Below are 16,692 nucleotides of genomic sequence, written 5' to 3' on the forward strand. Positions count from 1 at the left end.
TTTTTATTCTATTTCATGTTATTACAGGCGACATTAATCTGAATATCAAAGGATTTCTTCGATAATCGGAGATACAAGAACCTTCAGAGATATATTTCTTAATATTGGCCGTTTTTAATCGATAATCATATAAAAATCAGTTCTCATTTACTTGCATTCATTTTCCATCTGAATTATTATAATAATTGCGTTAGCACTCTCGCACAATGAGTGCTAACGCTCTTAACAAGTCTATACCGCGAAGATAAATTTAGGAGGTATTATTGAATGAAACTGAAACCGCTGGCAGACAGAGTGATTTTAAAGATGACGGAAGTAGAGGAAACCACAAAGAGCGGGATCATCCTGACGGGCTCGGCAAAGGAAAAGCCCTCGGTTGCTGAAGTAATCTCCGTCGGCCCCGGCGGGCTGGTGGACGGCAAAGAGGTCACCATGACCGTCAAACCGGGAGACAAGGTCATCACCAGCAAATACTCCGGAACCGAAGTCAAGCTGGACAAGGAAGAACTTATCATCGTCCGGCAGAGCGACATCCTTGCAATTGTCGAATAATATTTCCGTAAACAACAGGAGGTAAAAACATGGCTAAACAGATTCTTTACGGCGACGAGGCCCGCCAGGCTCTGGAACGGGGCATCAACACACTTGCCGACACGGTTAAAATCACTCTTGGGCCCAAGGGCCGCAACGTCGTCCTGGACCGCAAGTTCGGCTCTCCCCTCATCACCAACGACGGCGTCACCATCGCAAAGGAAATCGAGCTGGAGGACCCCTTTGAAAATATGGGCGCCCAGCTTCTGAAGGAAGTCGCCACCAAGACCAACGACGTGGCCGGAGACGGCACCACCACCGCCACCCTTCTGGCCCAGGCCATGATCCGGGAAGGCCTTAAAAACCTGGCCGCCGGAGCAAGCCCCATGGTTATGAAAAAGGGTATCGCCAAGGCCGTAGATACTGCCGTGACCGCCATCAAGAACAACTCCAAGAAGGTCAACGGCACGGCGGACATCGCCCGTGTCGGCGCCATTTCCTCCAGCGACGAGACCATCGGTAAACTCATCGCCGAGGCCATGGAGAAGGTCTCCAGCGACGGCGTCATTACCGTGGAGGAGTCCAAGACTGCCGAGACCTACAGCGAGATCGTGGAAGGCATGATGTTCGACCGGGGTTACATCACCCCCTACATGGTCACCGATACCGAAAAGATGGAAGCGGTCATCGACGACGCCTACATCCTGATCACCGACAAGAAGATCAGCAATATCCAGGAGCTGCTTCCCCTGCTGGAGCAGGTGGTCCAGAGCGGCAAGAAACTGGTCATCATCGCCGAGGACGTGGAAGGCGAAGCTCTTTCCACCCTCATCGTAAACCGCCTGCGCGGCACCATCAACTGCGTCTGCGTCAAGGCCCCCGGCTTCGGAGACAGGCGCAAGGAAATGCTTCAGGATATCGCCATTCTCACCGGCGGCCAGGTAGTCACCGAGGAGATGGGCCTGGAGCTCAAGAACGCGACCATGGATCAGCTGGGCAGAGCCCGCCAGGTGAAGGTCCGCAAAGAGGACACCATCATCGTGGACGGCGCCGGCTCCGCCAAGGCGATCAAGGATCGTATCCACCAGATCCGGAACCAGATCGAAGCCAGCACTTCCGAATACGACAAGGAAAAGCTCCAGGAGCGGCTTGCCAAGCTCTCCGGCGGCGTCGCAGTCATCAAGGTGGGCGCGGCCACGGAGACCGAGATGAAGGAAAAGAAGCTGCGCATCGAGGACGCGCTCAACGCCACCCGCGCAGCCGTGGAAGAGGGCATCGTACCCGGCGGCGGAACGGTCTTCATCAACGCCATTCCCGAAGTGGAAAAGCTGATCTCCAAGGTGGAGGGCGACGAAAAGACGGGTGTGCGCATCGTCGTCAAAGCCCTTCAGGAGCCCCTCAAGCAGATCGCCGTCAACGCCGGCGTGGAAGGCGCCGTCGTCCTGGAGAAAGTCAAGAACAGCCGCAGGTCCGGGTACGGCTTCGACGCCTATAAGGAAGTATACTGCGATATGATCTCCGCCGGCATCGTTGACCCCACCAAGGTCACCCGTAGCGCGCTGGAAAACGCGGCGTCGGTTGCCGCCATCGTTCTTACCACCGAATCCCTCGTGGGCGACAAGCCCCAGCCGCCCGCGCCCCACGCTCCCGCGCCCGACATGGGCGGCGGAATGGGAATGTATTAATCCCCTCTCACAGCCAAAAGCAGGGAAAGCGAATTGCTTTCCCTGCTTTTTTCTTTGTCTGAATAATAAGAAGGAGACTCGAATTTTACTCGTATATTCTGAAATGGTTTGAAAGAAATGATATTTCGAGAGGTTTGGACGGGAGCGGCGCGCTCCCCGCCGGGGGTAACTTTTCCTGCATAGGAAAAGTCACCAAAAGGATGCCAAGGGGCTCCGGCCTCTTGGATCTCCGGGAAGGATGCTCCTATGGGTGCTCTTAATAAGTGATTAACTATCGGCAGTTTCGAACGCACGGACGGCTCTGTGGCAAGGGACCGCTTTTCAGCCCGCGATCGGAGCTCTCCGGGTTTTGGTCTGTGGGACTTAAGGGGTCTGCGAAAACCTGCTTTGTGAGGCGTTTCAGAAGATTTTGCCAGCAACCGGAGAGTTCCGGGTTTTAAGCTGTTGAGCTCAACTGGTTTTGGAAAAACCGCGTTGGGATACGTTTGGGAAGATTTCGAAGAAAGCGGCGGCGGCATCGAGCCTTTTCATATGCCGGTGAGGTCGAAGTCAGGGATACAGGCGGGACCGGAGGCGTCGGGCTCCTGGAGGTAGCCGTCCGTTATGCCGGCGGCCAGGAGATACTCCTCCATGGCCCGGTATTCGGCCCGGGTCACGCGCCGGTCCAGGGGCGGAGAGGCGGCGGCGGGGCCGCAGGGGGTATACTGGCCCATGAGGGACACCAGAACCGTTTTCGGCGGAAAGGCGGCGGAAATCCAGTCGATGACACCCCGGGTGTTATCCATCTGCCCCGGAAGGATCAGGTGGCGGATCAGGACGCCCTTTTCCAGCAGCCCATCTTTCATTTCATACGGCCCCGTCTGGCGGACCATTTCCGTTATCGCGGCCTTTGCCGTCTCAAAATAATCCGTCGCGCCGGAATACCGGAGAGACAGGGCATCATCCGAATACTTCATATCGGGCAGATAGACCTGCACTTTGCCCTCCAGGCGCCGCAGCGTATCCACGCGATCATACCCGCCGCTGTTCCACACTACGGGGACCGGGAGAGGCGGGTCCAGAGACTCCAGGACCGCATCGGCAAAATGCGCGGGGCTAACGAGGTTAATGTTGTGGGCACCCTGCCCGAGGAGCTCCCGGTAGATCTCCCGGAGGCGAGAAACCGAAATCTCCCGGCCGAAACACTCCGAGCTGATTTTATAATTCTGGCAAAAAACGCACCCCAAAGAACAGCCGCTGAAAAACACCGTCCCGGATCCCCGGGCACCGCTGATACAGGGTTCCTCCCAAAGGTGAAGCCCCGCTCTCGCCACAACGGGAAGGCGGCCCATTCTGCAGGCTCCGGGCCCTTTTCCGGGAGGAGCCGATTCGGGGCGAAGCACAAGGCAGCGCCTGGGGCACAGCTGGCAAGGTTTGCTCATTTCGGCTTGTTCCCCATATTCCCTTCCGCCCAATGCTTCCGGCAGAGGCCCACGTATTTTTCCCCCGCGCCCAGCACCACCTGCTCGCCCTCCTTGAGGACGACGCCGTTTTCGTCAAACCGGGCGTTGTAGGTGGCCTTTTTCCCGCACCAGCAGATGGTTTTCACTTCCTCAATGATATCCGAAATCGCCAGAAGCTCCTGACTGCCCGGAAACAGGTCTCCCCGGAAATCCGCCCGCAGCCCGTAGCAGATGACGGGGATCCCCAGGTCGTCCACCACGTGCGCCAGATACTGAACTTCCGCCTTGGTGAGAAACTGGGCCTCGTCCACGATGACGCAGTCATACTCTTTGACCATGGCATCGTCTATCTCATGAAAATAAACGCAGGGGTGCTCCAGTCCCATTCTGGAGCGGATCACATGCCCGCCGTCCCGCCTGTCCACGGAAGGCTTTGCCAGCAGGGCCCTCTGGCCCCGCTCGGCGTAATTGTAATGCACCATGAGGGCGTTCGCGGTTTTGCTGGAGCCCATCACTCCGTACCGGAAATACAGCTTTGCCAATCCAGCCACCCCTATCCGAAAATGTTCTTCCTTTTTGTTTTGCGTCCGCGGCTCTTATGCCCCTTCCATGTGCCTGAGGGCTTCCTCCAGGTACGCCCGGAAGGCGGAAGGGACCGCAAGCTCTTCCCGGAGGGCCCGGGCGTCGGCCCAGCGCCAGCACGCCGGCAGCTCGTTAGGCGCCGCATCGGCCATAATCCCCGTCATGTCCCATTCCACATGGGTAAAAACATGAAACCCCTTCACGGAGGAAACAGCATTTCTCACATTCAGTCCCCAGCTTTGCAGGACCGGTACGGCCTCTTCGGCCGATAGAAATCCGTTCTCACCGGGAAACTCCCAAAGGCCAGCCAACAGGCCCCGGTCCGGCCGGCGCCGGAGGGCCACACCCAGGGGAGAAAAAACGAGAAAGACCGTGCGGCATTCCCGGCGGCGGGGCTTTTTTGCAGTTTTGACCGGCAGGCTTTCCGCGACTCCCCGTCTATACCCCTCGCAGAAGGACGACAAGGGACAGCGGGAACAGAGGGGCGCACCGTTGGGAAGGCAGATTTCCGCCCCCAGGTCCATGAGCGCCTGATTGAAATCCCCCGGGCGGCTGTGGGGGATAATCTTCCGGATCGCATCCCCGACAGATTTTTTCACTTCCGGGCGCCCGATATCCGTATCGCTCGCCGTAAGGCGGGAGACCACCCGGAGCACGTTGCCGTCCACCGCGGGGACCGGAAGGCCGAAGGCGATGGAGGATACGGCTCCCGCGGTATATTCCCCCACGCCGGGAAGCCGGAGGATCTCCTCAAAGGCCGAGGGGAACCGCCCTTCGCAGCGCTCCATAATACTGCGGGCGGCTTTCTGCATATTCCGGGCGCGGCTGTAGTACCCCAAGCCCTCCCAGAGCTTCATGAGTTCCCCTTCTCCGGCTGCGGCCAGGGCCTCCAGGTCGGGAAGTTCTCTCAGAAACGTTTCAAACCGCTCGATGACCGCCGCCACCCGGGTCTGCTGGAGCATGATCTCTGAAACCCACACCCGGTAGGGCGACGGATCGGAGCGCCAGGGCAGCGTCCTGGCGCTTTTATCATACCACCGGAGCAAAGACGGGACCATATCCTCCGGCAGAGCAAAGTTTCTATTTTCCATCGGCGCACCTCTCAAGAGCTCACAGCGAAAGCTGCGTCTTTTTCAACAAATATATAGTATACAGCATATCGGGAAACGGAACAATCGGTTTCTTTCCCGCGGCGGGAATGGGCGGCGGATAAAAGTTCCGCCGCAGACGGCAGCGTCTGCGGCGGGTTTTCCGGGGAAATCTATTTCTTTGTTTGCGGCGGCTTCTTTTTATGTTCGTCGTTTAGCTTCAGCAGATGCTGCTCGGCAAGATCCAGCTGCTCCGTCTCCTGGTAGCCATCCACCAAACTGCTCTCCACAAGGTCGGCATATTTGTTTTCCGCTTTCTGCTTGCTGAATACGATTTTCAGCAGCACCGGCGTCAGGATCGTCGTAATGATCACCATGAGGATCACCGGCCCGAAAAACACGGAGCTGATAAGTCCCAAAGAACTACCCCGGTTGGCCACAATCAGGGCCACCTCTCCCCGGGAGATCATCCCCACTCCAATCTGAAGGGATTCGTCGCTGCGGTAGCCGCACAGCTTCGCCCCCAGGCCGCAGCCCACAATCTTGGTGACAACCGCCACCAGAAGCAGCAGGACGGAAAACAGGATAATAGCGCCGGACATGGGGGGCAGAACCACCTGAATGCCAATGCTGGCAAAGAACACCGGGGACAGGAGCATGTAGGAAAGGATCTCAAAGCGGGAGGCTATATATTTCGTTCGCTGGGTATTGCAGATGATGAGGCCGGCAAAATACGCACCCGTTATATCCGCAACCCCGAAAATATGCTCCGCCGCAAATGCCAGCAGCAGGCAAAAGGTAAACGCCACGATGACGAACCGGCGCATGTTTCTGTCAAATTTTTTGATCCACCAGATGAAGCCGCGGTGAAACAGGTACCCCACCACCACCAGAAACACAAAAAACAGTACGATTTTCAGGAGCACCAGAAGCACGTTTACCTCCTTGTCGGCAAAGCTTGTAATGACGGTGAGCGCGATGATGCCCAGAATATCGTCAATGAGCGCCGCGCCCAGAATGGCGCTGCCCGCGCGGGTATCCAGGCGCCCCAGCTCCTTGAGGGTCTCCACGGTAATGCTCACCGAGGTGGCGGTCAAAATCACGCCGATGAATATGTTCTGAAGAAAGGCGCTGACATTTCCCGAGGAAAGCGCCCCCCGGTTAAAGAAATACGCCAAGAGAGTCCCGCCTCCCAAAGGGACCAGAACGCCGATCAGGGCTATCACAAAGGAGTTTTTACCGCTTTTTTTCAGTTCCGTGATGTTGGTTTCCAGCCCTGCGGTAAACATCAGAATAATCACGCCGAGTTCGGCGATCTTTTTTATAAAATCGGTTTCCTGCAAAAGATTGAAGCCCACCGGCCCAAGAAGCAGGCCGGCCAGCAGAGCGCCCACCACCTGGGGCATCTGCAGCTTTTTGGTGGCCATGCTCAGAAGTTTTGTGGTAATCAGGATCAGCGCAAGGTTAAACAAGAAGAGATACGACATGCAGCAGCCTCCTTATCGTCGTCAAGTCGTTTTTCTTGACATTCGATTGACATTTCAAGGAATAATCATAAAGTATAGTACCCTTGCACAAATAAATCAACATATTTTTATGCAATATACTCAACATATATCTTTAGTAATTGTTGATATTCAATAAATTTTAAGCACATTTTTCCCAGATCAAGGAGTCGATTGCAAACAAAAAAAGAAGCGGACGGGAACCCGTCCGCTTCTTTTTTTGTTTTTATTCAGCTTGGGATAATATGATTGCTCCGGTCCACCCGGACGACGGCGGGAACATGTTCTTTCGCCTCCGCGGGAGTCATTCCGGCGTAAGCGATGATGATGACCACGTCGCCCCTCAGGGCATGCCGGGCAGCCGCGCCGTTTAAACAGATCGTCCCGCTACCGGGCGGCCCTGCAATGGTATAGGTCTCCAGGCGGCTGCCATTGTTGCAGTTGACCACCTGGACCTTTTCATATTCCAGGATACCCGCGGCTTCCAGAAGCTCTTTGTCTATGGTGATGCTGCCGACGTAATTGAGATCCGCATCGGTCACGGTGGCCCGGTGTATTTTGGATTTCAGCATGGTAACTGTCATAGCTCAGGATCCTCCTCGTCATCAGGGTCGAGGAGAGTATTGTCGATCAGACGGGTTTTCCCGATATACACAGCCAGCGCCGCCAGGGCTTTTTTCTCAATCGTCTTCACGCTGTGAAAGGTCACGGCGTCCACGATCTCCACGTAATCCGGAACGGCGGAAGAGGCGCCGGCGATGATCCCGCGCATTTCCTCCTTCAGCGCCTGGGCGTCCCGGCAGCCGCTTTGGAACCGCTCCCGGCACTGCCGGAGGGCCCGGGACAGGACAAGAGCGTCGGCTCTCTCCTCCTTGGAAAGATAGCTGTTTCTGGAGCTCATGGCAAGGCCGTCGGGTTCCCGGACGATGGGGCAGCCCACAATCTCCAGGTCCATATTCAGATCCTTTGCCATGCGCCGTATCACGGCCAGCTGCTGGGCGTCCTTCCGCCCGAAATACGCCCTGTCCGGGCGGACGATGTTGAACAGCTTCGTCACCACGGTGGCAACGCCCCGGAAATGAGCGGGACGGGATCTGCCGCACAGCTCCCCCGTGATGCCTCCCACCTCCACATAGGTGGAATAGGCTTCCGGATACATGGCGGAGGCCTCCGGGTAAAAGATCATGTCGCCCCCGCTGCGCTCGACAGTTTCAATGTCCCTCACCAGGTCTCTGGGGTAGGAAGACAGATCTTCTTTGGGGCCGAACTGGGTGGGATTCACAAAAACGCTCACGACAACGCGGTCGTTTTCTTCCGCCGCCCGCCGGATCAAGGAAGCGTGGCCCTCGTGGAGGTATCCCATTGTGGGGACCAGCCCCACGGTGAAGCCCTGTTCCCGCCATGCGCGGACCTGTTCCCGAACGCCTTCGATTTCTTTCAGTACCGTCATGCCCATTTCAGCTCACCCGGGCCGAAACCGTGCCCTCGAAGCGGAAGGTGTGCTCGGCAGAGGGGAAGCTCCCCTCATTCACCGCCTCGATATACCGGCGGAAGGCCTCCCGCATCACCGTGCCGCAGTCGGCAAATTTTCTAACAAACTTGGGCGTTACGTCGCTGTAGAGCCCCAGCATGTCCTGATACACCAGCACCTGCCCGTCGCAGTATTTGCCCGCGCCGATACCGACGGTGGGAATGGACAGGGACTCCGTAATCTGCCGGGCCGGCAGTTCCGGGATGCACTCCAGGACAACGGCAAAGCACCCGGCGTCCTCCAAGCGTTTCGCGTCGTCCAAGAGCTTCTGGGCGGCCTCCACGGTTTTGCCCTGGACCTTGAAGCCCCCGAAGGCGTTTATGGACTGAGGCGTCAGCCCGATGTGGCCGCAGACCGGAATCTGGGCACGGACGATGGCGGCCACCGTTTCCGCCATGTCCGCCCCGCCCTCCAGCTTCACCGCCTGAGCTCCGCCCTCCTTGATGAGCCGGCCGGCGTTCACCACGGCGTCGTACACCGAGGTATGGTAGGACAGAAACGGCATATCTCCGATCACGAGGGCGTTTTTCGCTCCTCTGGACACGCATTTTGTATGATGAATCATATCCTCCATGGTGACCGCCAGGGTGTTTTCATACCCCATCATCACCATACCCAGGGAATCACCCACCAGCAGGGAATTGACGCCGCTCTCGTCCATGAGCTTGGCCGTGGAATAATCATAGCAGGTCAGCATGGTGAGCTTTTCGCCCTTTTCCTTTGCCTGCCGGAAGGTTAAAGCCGTATTTTTCATAATAAAAAAACCCCCTATCTAACGTAGCAGGTCTTTCAGCTCTCTGTAATCCCGTTCTTCGTGCTTTTCTTCGGCCAAACTTACGAGAGAGCGGGAAAGCTCCCTGTAGATCGCCTCGTCGGAAGGGGGAATGACGGATAAGTGCCGCTTCACGGTAGCGCAGTCGCCCCGTTCCACCGGCCCCGTCAGGGCTCCCAGGATCCCTTTTTCCAGCACGTTGCGGATGTTCGCCTCCATCAATGGAGACAGGGCGCGTATCGCGTCGCCCTCCTCAAATCCGCAGGATGCCAGATACCGGGCGGCCTTCGCCATGAGCGGCAGGTACAAATTCGATACCGTCACATTGGCCAGGTGATAAAGGGCCTTGTTTTCCCCCGTCAGCCGGGTCGTCCGGTTGGGAAGCCGGGAAAAAACCTCTTCCATCACCCGTTTATAGGCCGCGTCGCTTCCTTCCAAAGAAAAGTAACAGGTTTCCAGATTGCGATAAGACTGATACTTGTCCGAAATCGGACAGATGGGGTGGATCGATATGGGTTCAACACCGAATAGATTTGTGGGTTTGAATACGTCCGCGGACATGCCGCCGCTCATATGGGCGACGATTCTCCCCTCCAGGGGGTATCGGGTCAGTTCTTCATACACCGGCCTCACGGAGGAATCGGGAGTGGTGATCAGGATCATGTCGCTCTCCCGTATCAAAGAGGGGTAATCCAGAAACACTTCCGTGGAAACGAATTCCGCGGCCGCCCGGCTGCTGTCCGGGTTCCTGCTCAAATAGCCTGCGATTTCGAGTCCGTGCTTCTTGAGATATTTGCCGAATGAAAAACCAACCTTTCCTGCTCCGATAAAGCTGATTCTTATAGTCTTCACCTCTTGTCTTATTCCGAGTTCTCGGATATAAGCAATTCGCCGGGAAATTTCAAATCTATCGGTGTAGCTCCCTAGGGATGCCACCCGTCTATTAATAAATAACAGAATCGCTTTTAAAAAGCAAGGGAAATATTTGCGTTTCCAACAAAAAGAAGGGGCCAACGGCTTCTTTACGAGCCGGAATGATGCCCCTTGCACCCGCAGCCGTTTCCCCGATAGAGAGAGGCCATGGCATCCTCGTAGGCCTTTCTGGTCTTTTCGTCGAAGCAGACCATGGTAACCTCACCCAGGCGGTGATCCCTGTCCAAAAAATCGCAGATGGTCTTTACCGCCACCGCGGCGGCGCGGTCCAGGGGGAAACCGTATACGCCGGTGCTGATGGAGGGAAAGGCAATGGTTTTACAGTCGTTTTCGGCCGCCAGAGTCAGGCTGCTGCGATAGCTGTTCGCCAGAAGCTCCTCTTCCCCATGGTCTCCTCCCCGCCATACGGGCCCCGGGGTATGGATCACAAACCGGGCGGGCAGCCGATATCCCTTCGTAATCTTCGCTTCCCCCGTTTTGCAGCCCCCCAGAGTACGGCATTCCTCCAGCAGCTCCGGGCCGGCGGCCCGGTGAATGGCGCCGTCCACGCCGCCCCCGCCCAGAAGGCCGGTGTTGGCAGCGTTTACGATGGCATCCGCCCGAAATTTGGTGATATCTCCTTTGACGATTCCAATCATGTCGATTCCTCCTCCGCCGGTGTCCCGAGTTCCTGCTCCGGCGAATTCCGTGTACATATTTTTCATTTCGCTTTCCCTTTTCATGGATATAGAACAAGGGAAACCATCCATATTGTAGCCGCCTATGGCTATTCTGTCAACAAATCGGAATCTGTGGGGCGTCGTCCTGTCAGTATTCTATAAATTTATTGAAATCGGATGAAAATTATTTTGTCGAATGGTATAATGCTACAGTTAATTTCCCCGGAGACATGCGGTACTTCTTTCGAGCATTCCTATGAATCGGATGACAGAGGGGCAGGCATTTCGCATGACAAGCTGGATGTATGTACAAATCAATCTATTTGCGCTGGTTATTCTGCTGCTGATTTATCTGAGCCTGCGCAACCGCCTGTCGGTCCGGATTCCGGATCAAAGGCTTTTTTCACTGCTCCTGCTGCTCAATGCCATCATGCTGGTCCTGGACTCGGGTATGTGGCTTCTGGACGGGAGAGCGGGTCCGGCAGTGAATCACATCTATTGGATCGTCACGCTGCTTTATTATATCCTGAATCCCGCGGTCTGCATGGTCTGGTCTCTCTATGCCGACTACAGCATCCGCAGAAGCAGCCGAAGGATCCGGCGGCTGCTTTTACCCATGCACATACCGCTTATCTTCAACGCGGCGCTGTCCGTGGCCAGTCTGCCGGGACATTTCCTGTTCTATATCGACACCGCCAATCTCTATCACCGGGGCAGCTGGTTCTGGGTCATGGCTGCAATCAGCTTTCTTTATTTGATCCACACACAGATATTTATTCTGGTCAATCACAAGAGAATCTCAAAAGACTATTTTTTCCCGATTTTAATTTTCTCTATTCCGCCTATCCTGGGAGGAATCATACAGAGTCTGATTTACGGGCTTTCTCTTATCTGGACCAGCATGACGATTTCCATTCTTATCATCTTCATCAACATCCAGTATCATTACCTGTATATCGATCACCTGACCGGACTGTTCAACCGGCGGCAGCTGGACTATTATCTCCGGAACATACTTATCAACTTCAGCCACGGCTATATCGGCGGCATTATGATCGATCTGGACGGTTTTAAGGCCATCAACGACGAATTCGGCCATCAGACGGGGGATCAGGCGCTGGAACAGACGGCTGCTCTGCTGAAAAAAACGTTCCGGAACAGCGATTTCATTTCCCGGTACGGAGGCGACGAATTTCTTATCATTATGGAAATTCACGATCCGGCGGAGCTGGTCCAGGCCATCGAGCGGCTCAATGGCACCATCGAGGCCTTCAACAGTCAGAATTCCGCTCCCTATGCCATCCGCCTCAGTATCGGATACGACTGCGTAAGCTGTAAAAATAAGATTTCCGCGGATCAATTCCTTGAACGCATCGACCAGCTGATGTATAAAAACAAGCCCCCGCGGGCGGACCGGACTCTTGCGGTTTAGCCGCTGCGGGGCATCGCGAAACTCTGTATTTATTCTTCCTGAAAAACACAAACCGCCCTCTCCGCATTTCGCGGAGAGGGCGGTTTCAGCGTCATGTCAGACTGTACAGTATTTTAGCCACTTCTCCCCGGCTGATGGTGTTGTTGGGGAAGATCTCATTGTTGTATCCGTTTACGACCTGCTGGGAAACCAGCGTCTTCACGTAGCACAGGGACCAGGAAGGAACGCTTCCGGAATCCTGGAAGGTAAGCTCCGGTTCCGCATAGCCCCGCTCCAGGGTCCGTCCGATGAGGGTCATGGCTTCCGCCCGGGATATGGAGCCGGAGGGATTGAAGGTCAGGACCCCGTTATTCTTGCTGCCCTTCAGGATTCCCATGGAATAGGTCGCTTTCACCGCGTCCAGCGCCCAGGCCGGGATCTCCGAAGCGTCGGCAAAAGGCAGAGTAACGGTGCTGTAATCGGATCCGTCCGTCTTCAGCCATTTGTACAGAATCATGGCAAACTCCGAACGGGTCATGCTCTTGTCCGGCTGATAGGTAAGACCAGCATCCGTTGTGATCCCGGACACCACGCTCTGCCGGTACAGATAGATCGTGCTCAGTTCCGCCCAATGCCCCGGCATGTCCGTAAAGGGGTCAGTCCCGGAGTCGGTTGCGGGAATCTCCAAGGATTTGCGGGCCACGTTCCCGCTTTTATCCCTGGCGGTTACGGTGATCCTGTGCAGGTTCCCGTCCTCCGCCGGAAGTGCGGCGGTGAGGATCCCCGTGGATTCCGAATAGGTAAAGCTCAGGGCGTCTCCGTCGTATGTCACGGCTACGTTTGCCTTCAGGGGAACCGTGTCCACGGTATCGGAAAGGGTCGCGTTCAGCTGCCCTGCGCTGATGCCGGCGTCTATAACGGGGGCTTCGGTATCGCACAGGTCCTCATTGGAAGCGGTGATCTGGTCCAACCAGATGGTGCCGGTGTAGGAAGCGCCCGTATAGATGACGCCGAGGGAGGCAATCGACGCCGTTCCGGAGGGAAGAGGCAGAGAAACCTGCTTCCAGCCGGTAAAATTGAGCGCCGTCACCAGGAGGCTGGAGGTGTTCCCGTAAATATCCGCGATCCCAAGAATCAGCGTGTTGCCGGAGCCGTCTCCGTATACCCAGAGGCTCAGGTGAGTATATCCGCCGGGAAGGGACAAGGACAGGGGAATACCGGCAGTGCCCGCAGCAGCGGTATCATAGGTCAGCGCCGCGCTTTCATAGCCGTATTTTACATGCTCGGCGCCGGATTCCGCGGCGGCAGCCATGCCGGCGGAGCTTCCGAATGCCGAAACGCCCTGTTCGAATCCCTCCACCGTGCTGACGGAGCCCTTGACGGTGACGGGAATGGACACAGACCGGTCGCCGGCGGAAACCGTTATGTTCCCGGAACCGCTTTTAGCCGCGGCCGTGAATGTCCCGTCCTGGTCCACCGTGCCGGCGGAGGCGTCGGCGCTCCAGGTAAAGTCGGAGTCCAGAGTGAGAATGGGCAGATATCTTATACAGGCCGCCGCGGTAAGAGAAACCGTATCACCGGGCGCCAGCTTGAGAGCCGTTATTTTGCCGCCGCCCTCCCTGGAAACCGCGATACTGTCCGGTGTCTTTACGGCGGTAATCACTGCGGTCCCTGTTTTTCCGCCTGCAAAGGCGGTGACTGTGGAAATCCCCGCGTCAGCGCCGGCGGTGAAGAGCCCCGCCGAAGTAACGGAGCCTCCGCCGGAGACCGAGTAGAAAAGACCCGCGGGGGTCCCCATACCGTAACCGGCGGTATCCACGGAGGTGGCGGCGATCTGAACGCTGCCGCCCGTCAGGACAAGGCTGTCATAAGGTGAAAGATAAAAATGGTCCAGAACGCCCGTGGCCGGCTGAGAGGACACCAAAAAGATCTGGGTGGACACCGCCCGCTCGCTGCCGTCGGAAGGCTTATTGATCACCTCGGCCGAACCGGTGTCCGGGAAGTTCACCGCCATGGCGGTGGACCCGCCCCCGTCCAGGCAGACCGCCTCCACGCAGCCCAGCTCAATAAGCCGCTGGGCCACCTGGGCCAGGGTCGCACCGATGCTGTATCCGCTCTGGCGCCCGTCTATGGTGTAGAAAATCGCGGTGCCGTCCGCCTTGATACCCAGGGCCGTACGGGGAGCCGCCCCCGCCTCCAGCCCGCTGACAACGGTGCCGGCGCTCACCAGCTGATACAAGGCTCCCGTGGCATACTGAACATTGTTCCAGCGGGAATCCGCGGCAGTGACGGCAATGCTGACGGTCTCCCCCGGAAGCAGAGCCCTGAGGGCGGCCACCTGATCGGCCGCGCTTTTCAGATTTACGCTGAGGATGATTTTCCCTTCCGGAATGGCGACGGCGCCCGCGGACTCCAGAACCTGGTCCACCGTGCCGCTGACGGTGCCGCCGATGGAAAGGGAGCCTTCCGTGGGGGTGATGATCACGTCCACGCCGGGCTGGGTGTTGCCCGTGGTGTCATTGAAGTCGGAGTTGAACAGATATATCCCGCCGGTATCCGTCCGGGCTTTATTGATGTCCGCGATTGCAAAAGTGCTCCCGCCGGCCTGCGCGGCAATGGTCAGCTTGGGAATGCTGATGAAGGCAGTGCCGTCGGCATTGAAGCCCACCGCCCAGTGATAGGAGGAACCGGAACGGATAATTCCGTCGGTCACCACCAGACCCAGGGGTATGCCGCTGGCTACTACATAAAAATCGCCGTTCACGCCGCCCACCACGTGTTTTCCCTGGGCTTCCAGCTCCCCGGCCGCCTGGGTGAGGGTGGTCGTGTCGGTGATTTGATTTCCGTAAGTGACCACGGGGGTCACCGCGGAGTTGGGCGTATATTCTATGTACCGCTCCACCCGCTGGTCGGAATAAGTGCTGCTCCAGAACACACCGGTGGCCAAAGTCGCGTTTTCCGACAGGGCCAGGGTGGAGGTATGTATCTCCGAGCCTATTGCGTCGGAGGCAAAAACGGTTCCGACGAGAAACGCGAGAGCGGTGACAGCGGCCGCCGCCCTTTGCAGGGTTTTTTTCAGCATGATTTTCTCCTTCAGGCACTATAACGCATAATTTCCAGCTCTTCTAGTGTTATGTTAACATCCTTCCTCCCACCGGTAAATTGTCAGATGTGCAGAAAATTCGATAAAATATTTTACATTTCTTCGGCGCTCACCGTTTTCCGTATTCATGGCGGAGAATGGGAAGCTGCGTTTTGAGTTTTGCCTCGCTCTGGGCATCCAGAAGCTCCCCGATGAGGCGGTTGGAGATCAAAAAGCCCCGGGGAGTGAAAAACCAGCGGCGGCCGTCCGTATCGGCCCAGCCCCGGTCCCGATAGCTCTTCATCAGCTCTTCCAGGGGGGCGAAGTCCAGGCGGAAGCTGCCGAAGTACTCCTTTTCCGAAATCCCCTCACTGGTGCGCAGCCGGAGCATGATATACTCCCCGTCCCTCTCCCGGGGAGTGAGGGTCTCGGATTCCGCCACGATGGCGTCTCCGTCCAGAACTCCTTTGATGTACCCCTTGAGATCGGCAAAATAAGAGTACCGGCTGCCGCCGAAATCCGAATGGGCCGCAGCACCCAGGCCCACGTATTCCCCGCCCGTCCAATATTTCAGATTGTGCCGGGACTCCCGGTCCGGCAGGGCGAAATTGGAGATCTCATACTGGCGAAACCCCTGTTTTCCCAGGGTTTCCACGGCGGACAGGTACATGTCGGCCTGCAGATCGTCGTCCGGAAAGTCAAGCTCGTTTTGTTTGGCGAAAAACGGGGTATGCTCCTCGATCTTCAGGCCGTAGCACGACAGATGCTCCGGGCGGAGGGAAAGGGCGGCTCCCAGGCTCTCCCGCCAGCTCTCGGCCGTCTGGGAGGGAAGCCCGTAAATCAGATCCAGGCTCAGGTTTTTGAATCCCGCATCCCGGGCGTCCGCAACAGCGCGTCGGACATCCCCGAAGGTATGAGGGCGGCCCAGGGTTTTCAGCTTATCGTCGTCCGCGGACTGCATTCCCAGGGAAATCCGGTTAAATCCCGCCCTGGCCAGGGACTTGAGCTCTTTTTTATCTGCGCTGTCGGGATTGGCTTCCAGGGTGATCTCTGCCCTAACATCCAGGTTAAACCGCTTTTGGATCATCGAGAGGAGCTTTGTCAGGTTCTTTTCGCCGTAGAGGCTGGGCGTGCCTCCCCCAAAATAAACGGTATCCACCGTATAGCCGGCAGCAAAGGGGGCCACTTCCCCGATATGCTGCAGCAGCGCCTTCTGATACTCCGGCATGAGGGCCTCTGCTCCCGCCAGGGAATAAAAATCGCAGTACTGACACTTGCTGCGGCAAAACGGAATGTGCACATAGATACCCAGATTCTTTTTCATGCTTCACGCCTCCCGCTCGTATTTGGGACATCCCTATCATAATCCATCCGAGAAGGGAGCACAAGGCGCCGGGGGCGGGAATCCGACTTTTTTAGCCATTACGCCGTGCCGGTTTGGTGATACAATGGGAGCAGAAGAGAAACGGGA

Annotated in this window: 14 protein-coding genes; 3 read left to right on the plus strand and 11 right to left on the minus strand. The window is 56.8% G+C overall.

The features are described 5' to 3' along the window. Nucleotides 1–267: 267 nt before the first annotated feature. Both B9A13_RS05990 and groL read left to right on the plus strand, forming a co-directional pair. The gene (locus B9A13_RS05990) at nucleotides 268–552 is read left to right on the plus strand and encodes a co-chaperone GroES (RefSeq protein ID WP_084234173.1); all 285 of its coding nucleotides are present in this window, start codon (nucleotides 268–270) and stop codon (nucleotides 550–552) included. A 29-nt stretch (nucleotides 553–581) separates the two neighbouring features. Beyond that, on the plus strand, nucleotides 582–2,216 hold the full coding sequence (gene groL, locus B9A13_RS05995; protein WP_084234175.1) for a chaperonin GroEL: 1,635 nt from the start codon (nucleotides 582–584) through the stop codon (nucleotides 2,214–2,216). A 527-nt stretch (nucleotides 2,217–2,743) separates the two neighbouring features. On the opposite strand, the gene B9A13_RS06000 is transcribed toward groL, so the two are convergent. The 9 genes from B9A13_RS06000 to B9A13_RS06040 all read right to left on the minus strand — a co-directional run bounded on the left by B9A13_RS06000 (nucleotide 2,744) and on the right by B9A13_RS06040 (nucleotide 10,707). Further along, nucleotides 2,744–3,547, minus strand: a complete 804-nt coding sequence (locus B9A13_RS06000; RefSeq protein WP_242942797.1) for a radical SAM protein — start codon at nucleotides 3,545–3,547, stop codon at nucleotides 2,744–2,746. Between the two features lie 86 nt (nucleotides 3,548–3,633). Next, nucleotides 3,634–4,200, minus strand: a complete 567-nt coding sequence (locus tag B9A13_RS06005; protein ID WP_084234178.1) for a thymidine kinase — start codon at nucleotides 4,198–4,200, stop codon at nucleotides 3,634–3,636. Between the two features lie 54 nt (nucleotides 4,201–4,254). After that, nucleotides 4,255–5,331 carry an A/G-specific adenine glycosylase gene (mutY, locus tag B9A13_RS06010; protein ID WP_084234179.1) on the minus strand — a complete coding sequence of 359 codons (1,077 nt, stop codon included), beginning with the start codon at nucleotides 5,329–5,331 and terminating at the stop codon, nucleotides 4,255–4,257. A gap of 170 nt (nucleotides 5,332–5,501) precedes the next feature. Beyond that, nucleotides 5,502–6,815 (minus strand): cation:proton antiporter, encoded by a 1,314-nt coding sequence (locus B9A13_RS06015; protein ID WP_084234181.1) that lies wholly within the window; start codon nucleotides 6,813–6,815, stop codon nucleotides 5,502–5,504. Nucleotides 6,816–7,063: 248 nt separating this feature from the next. Beyond that, entirely contained in the window at nucleotides 7,064–7,417 is a 354-nt protein-coding gene (gene panD, locus B9A13_RS06020) for an aspartate 1-decarboxylase (protein ID WP_084234182.1), read from the minus strand. Next, on the minus strand, nucleotides 7,414–8,283 hold the full coding sequence (gene panC / locus B9A13_RS06025; RefSeq protein WP_084234389.1) for a pantoate--beta-alanine ligase: 870 nt from the start codon (nucleotides 8,281–8,283) through the stop codon (nucleotides 7,414–7,416). Before panC ends, panD begins: the two co-directional genes overlap by 4 nt. Nucleotides 8,284–8,290: 7 nt before the next feature. Then, the gene (gene panB / locus B9A13_RS06030; protein WP_084234184.1) at nucleotides 8,291–9,118 is read right to left on the minus strand and encodes a 3-methyl-2-oxobutanoate hydroxymethyltransferase; all 828 of its coding nucleotides are present in this window, start codon (nucleotides 9,116–9,118) and stop codon (nucleotides 8,291–8,293) included. Between the two features lie 18 nt (nucleotides 9,119–9,136). Further along, nucleotides 9,137–9,988 (minus strand): Rossmann-like and DUF2520 domain-containing protein, encoded by an 852-nt coding sequence (locus tag B9A13_RS06035; RefSeq protein WP_143806895.1) that lies wholly within the window; start codon nucleotides 9,986–9,988, stop codon nucleotides 9,137–9,139. Between the two features lie 170 nt (nucleotides 9,989–10,158). Next, nucleotides 10,159–10,707 (minus strand): O-acetyl-ADP-ribose deacetylase, encoded by a 549-nt coding sequence (locus tag B9A13_RS06040; RefSeq protein ID WP_084234390.1) that lies wholly within the window; start codon nucleotides 10,705–10,707, stop codon nucleotides 10,159–10,161. A gap of 310 nt (nucleotides 10,708–11,017) precedes the next feature. Here B9A13_RS06040 and B9A13_RS06045 point away from each other — a divergent pair, with 310 nt between their 5' ends. Continuing rightward, on the plus strand, nucleotides 11,018–12,160 hold the full coding sequence (locus B9A13_RS06045) for a GGDEF domain-containing protein (RefSeq protein ID WP_159448041.1): 1,143 nt from the start codon (nucleotides 11,018–11,020) through the stop codon (nucleotides 12,158–12,160). A gap of 91 nt (nucleotides 12,161–12,251) precedes the next feature. Here B9A13_RS06045 and B9A13_RS06050 read toward each other — a convergent pair whose 3' ends face one another. Beyond that, the gene (locus B9A13_RS06050) at nucleotides 12,252–15,221 is read right to left on the minus strand and encodes a phosphodiester glycosidase family protein (RefSeq protein WP_084234189.1); all 2,970 of its coding nucleotides are present in this window, start codon (nucleotides 15,219–15,221) and stop codon (nucleotides 12,252–12,254) included. Nucleotides 15,222–15,351: 130 nt separating this feature from the next. After that, nucleotides 15,352–16,545: a radical SAM family heme chaperone HemW gene (gene hemW / locus B9A13_RS06055; RefSeq protein ID WP_084234190.1), complete on the minus strand. Its 1,194-nt coding sequence runs from the start codon at nucleotides 16,543–16,545 to the stop codon at nucleotides 15,352–15,354. Nucleotides 16,546–16,692: the final 147 nt, after the last annotated feature.

It is taken from the genome of Papillibacter cinnamivorans DSM 12816 (genome assembly GCF_900176335.1).
GTDB lineage: Bacteria > Bacillota > Clostridia > Oscillospirales > Oscillospiraceae > Papillibacter > Papillibacter cinnamivorans.

Coding starts and splice junctions, on each gene's coding strand:
- B9A13_RS05990 (WP_084234173.1), top strand. CDS start 268: ATGAAACTGAAACCGCTGGCAGACAGAGTGATTTTAAAGATGACGGAA.
- groL (WP_084234175.1), top strand. CDS start 582: ATGGCTAAACAGATTCTTTACGGCGACGAGGCCCGCCAGGCTCTGGAA.
- B9A13_RS06000 (WP_242942797.1), bottom strand. CDS start 3,547: ATGGGCCGCCTTCCCGTTGTGGCGAGAGCGGGGCTTCACCTTTGGGAG.
- mutY (WP_084234179.1), bottom strand. CDS start 5,331: ATGGAAAATAGAAACTTTGCTCTGCCGGAGGATATGGTCCCGTCTTTG.
- B9A13_RS06015 (WP_084234181.1), bottom strand. CDS start 6,815: ATGTCGTATCTCTTCTTGTTTAACCTTGCGCTGATCCTGATTACCACA.
- panD (WP_084234182.1), bottom strand. CDS start 7,417: ATGACAGTTACCATGCTGAAATCCAAAATACACCGGGCCACCGTGACC.
- panC (WP_084234389.1), bottom strand. CDS start 8,283: ATGACGGTACTGAAAGAAATCGAAGGCGTTCGGGAACAGGTCCGCGCA.
- panB (WP_084234184.1), bottom strand. CDS start 9,118: ATGAAAAATACGGCTTTAACCTTCCGGCAGGCAAAGGAAAAGGGCGAA.
- B9A13_RS06040 (WP_084234390.1), bottom strand. CDS start 10,707: ATGATTGGAATCGTCAAAGGAGATATCACCAAATTTCGGGCGGATGCC.
- B9A13_RS06045 (WP_159448041.1), top strand. CDS start 11,018: ATGACAAGCTGGATGTATGTACAAATCAATCTATTTGCGCTGGTTATT.
- B9A13_RS06050 (WP_084234189.1), bottom strand. CDS start 15,221: ATGCTGAAAAAAACCCTGCAAAGGGCGGCGGCCGCTGTCACCGCTCTC.
- hemW (WP_084234190.1), bottom strand. CDS start 16,545: ATGAAAAAGAATCTGGGTATCTATGTGCACATTCCGTTTTGCCGCAGC.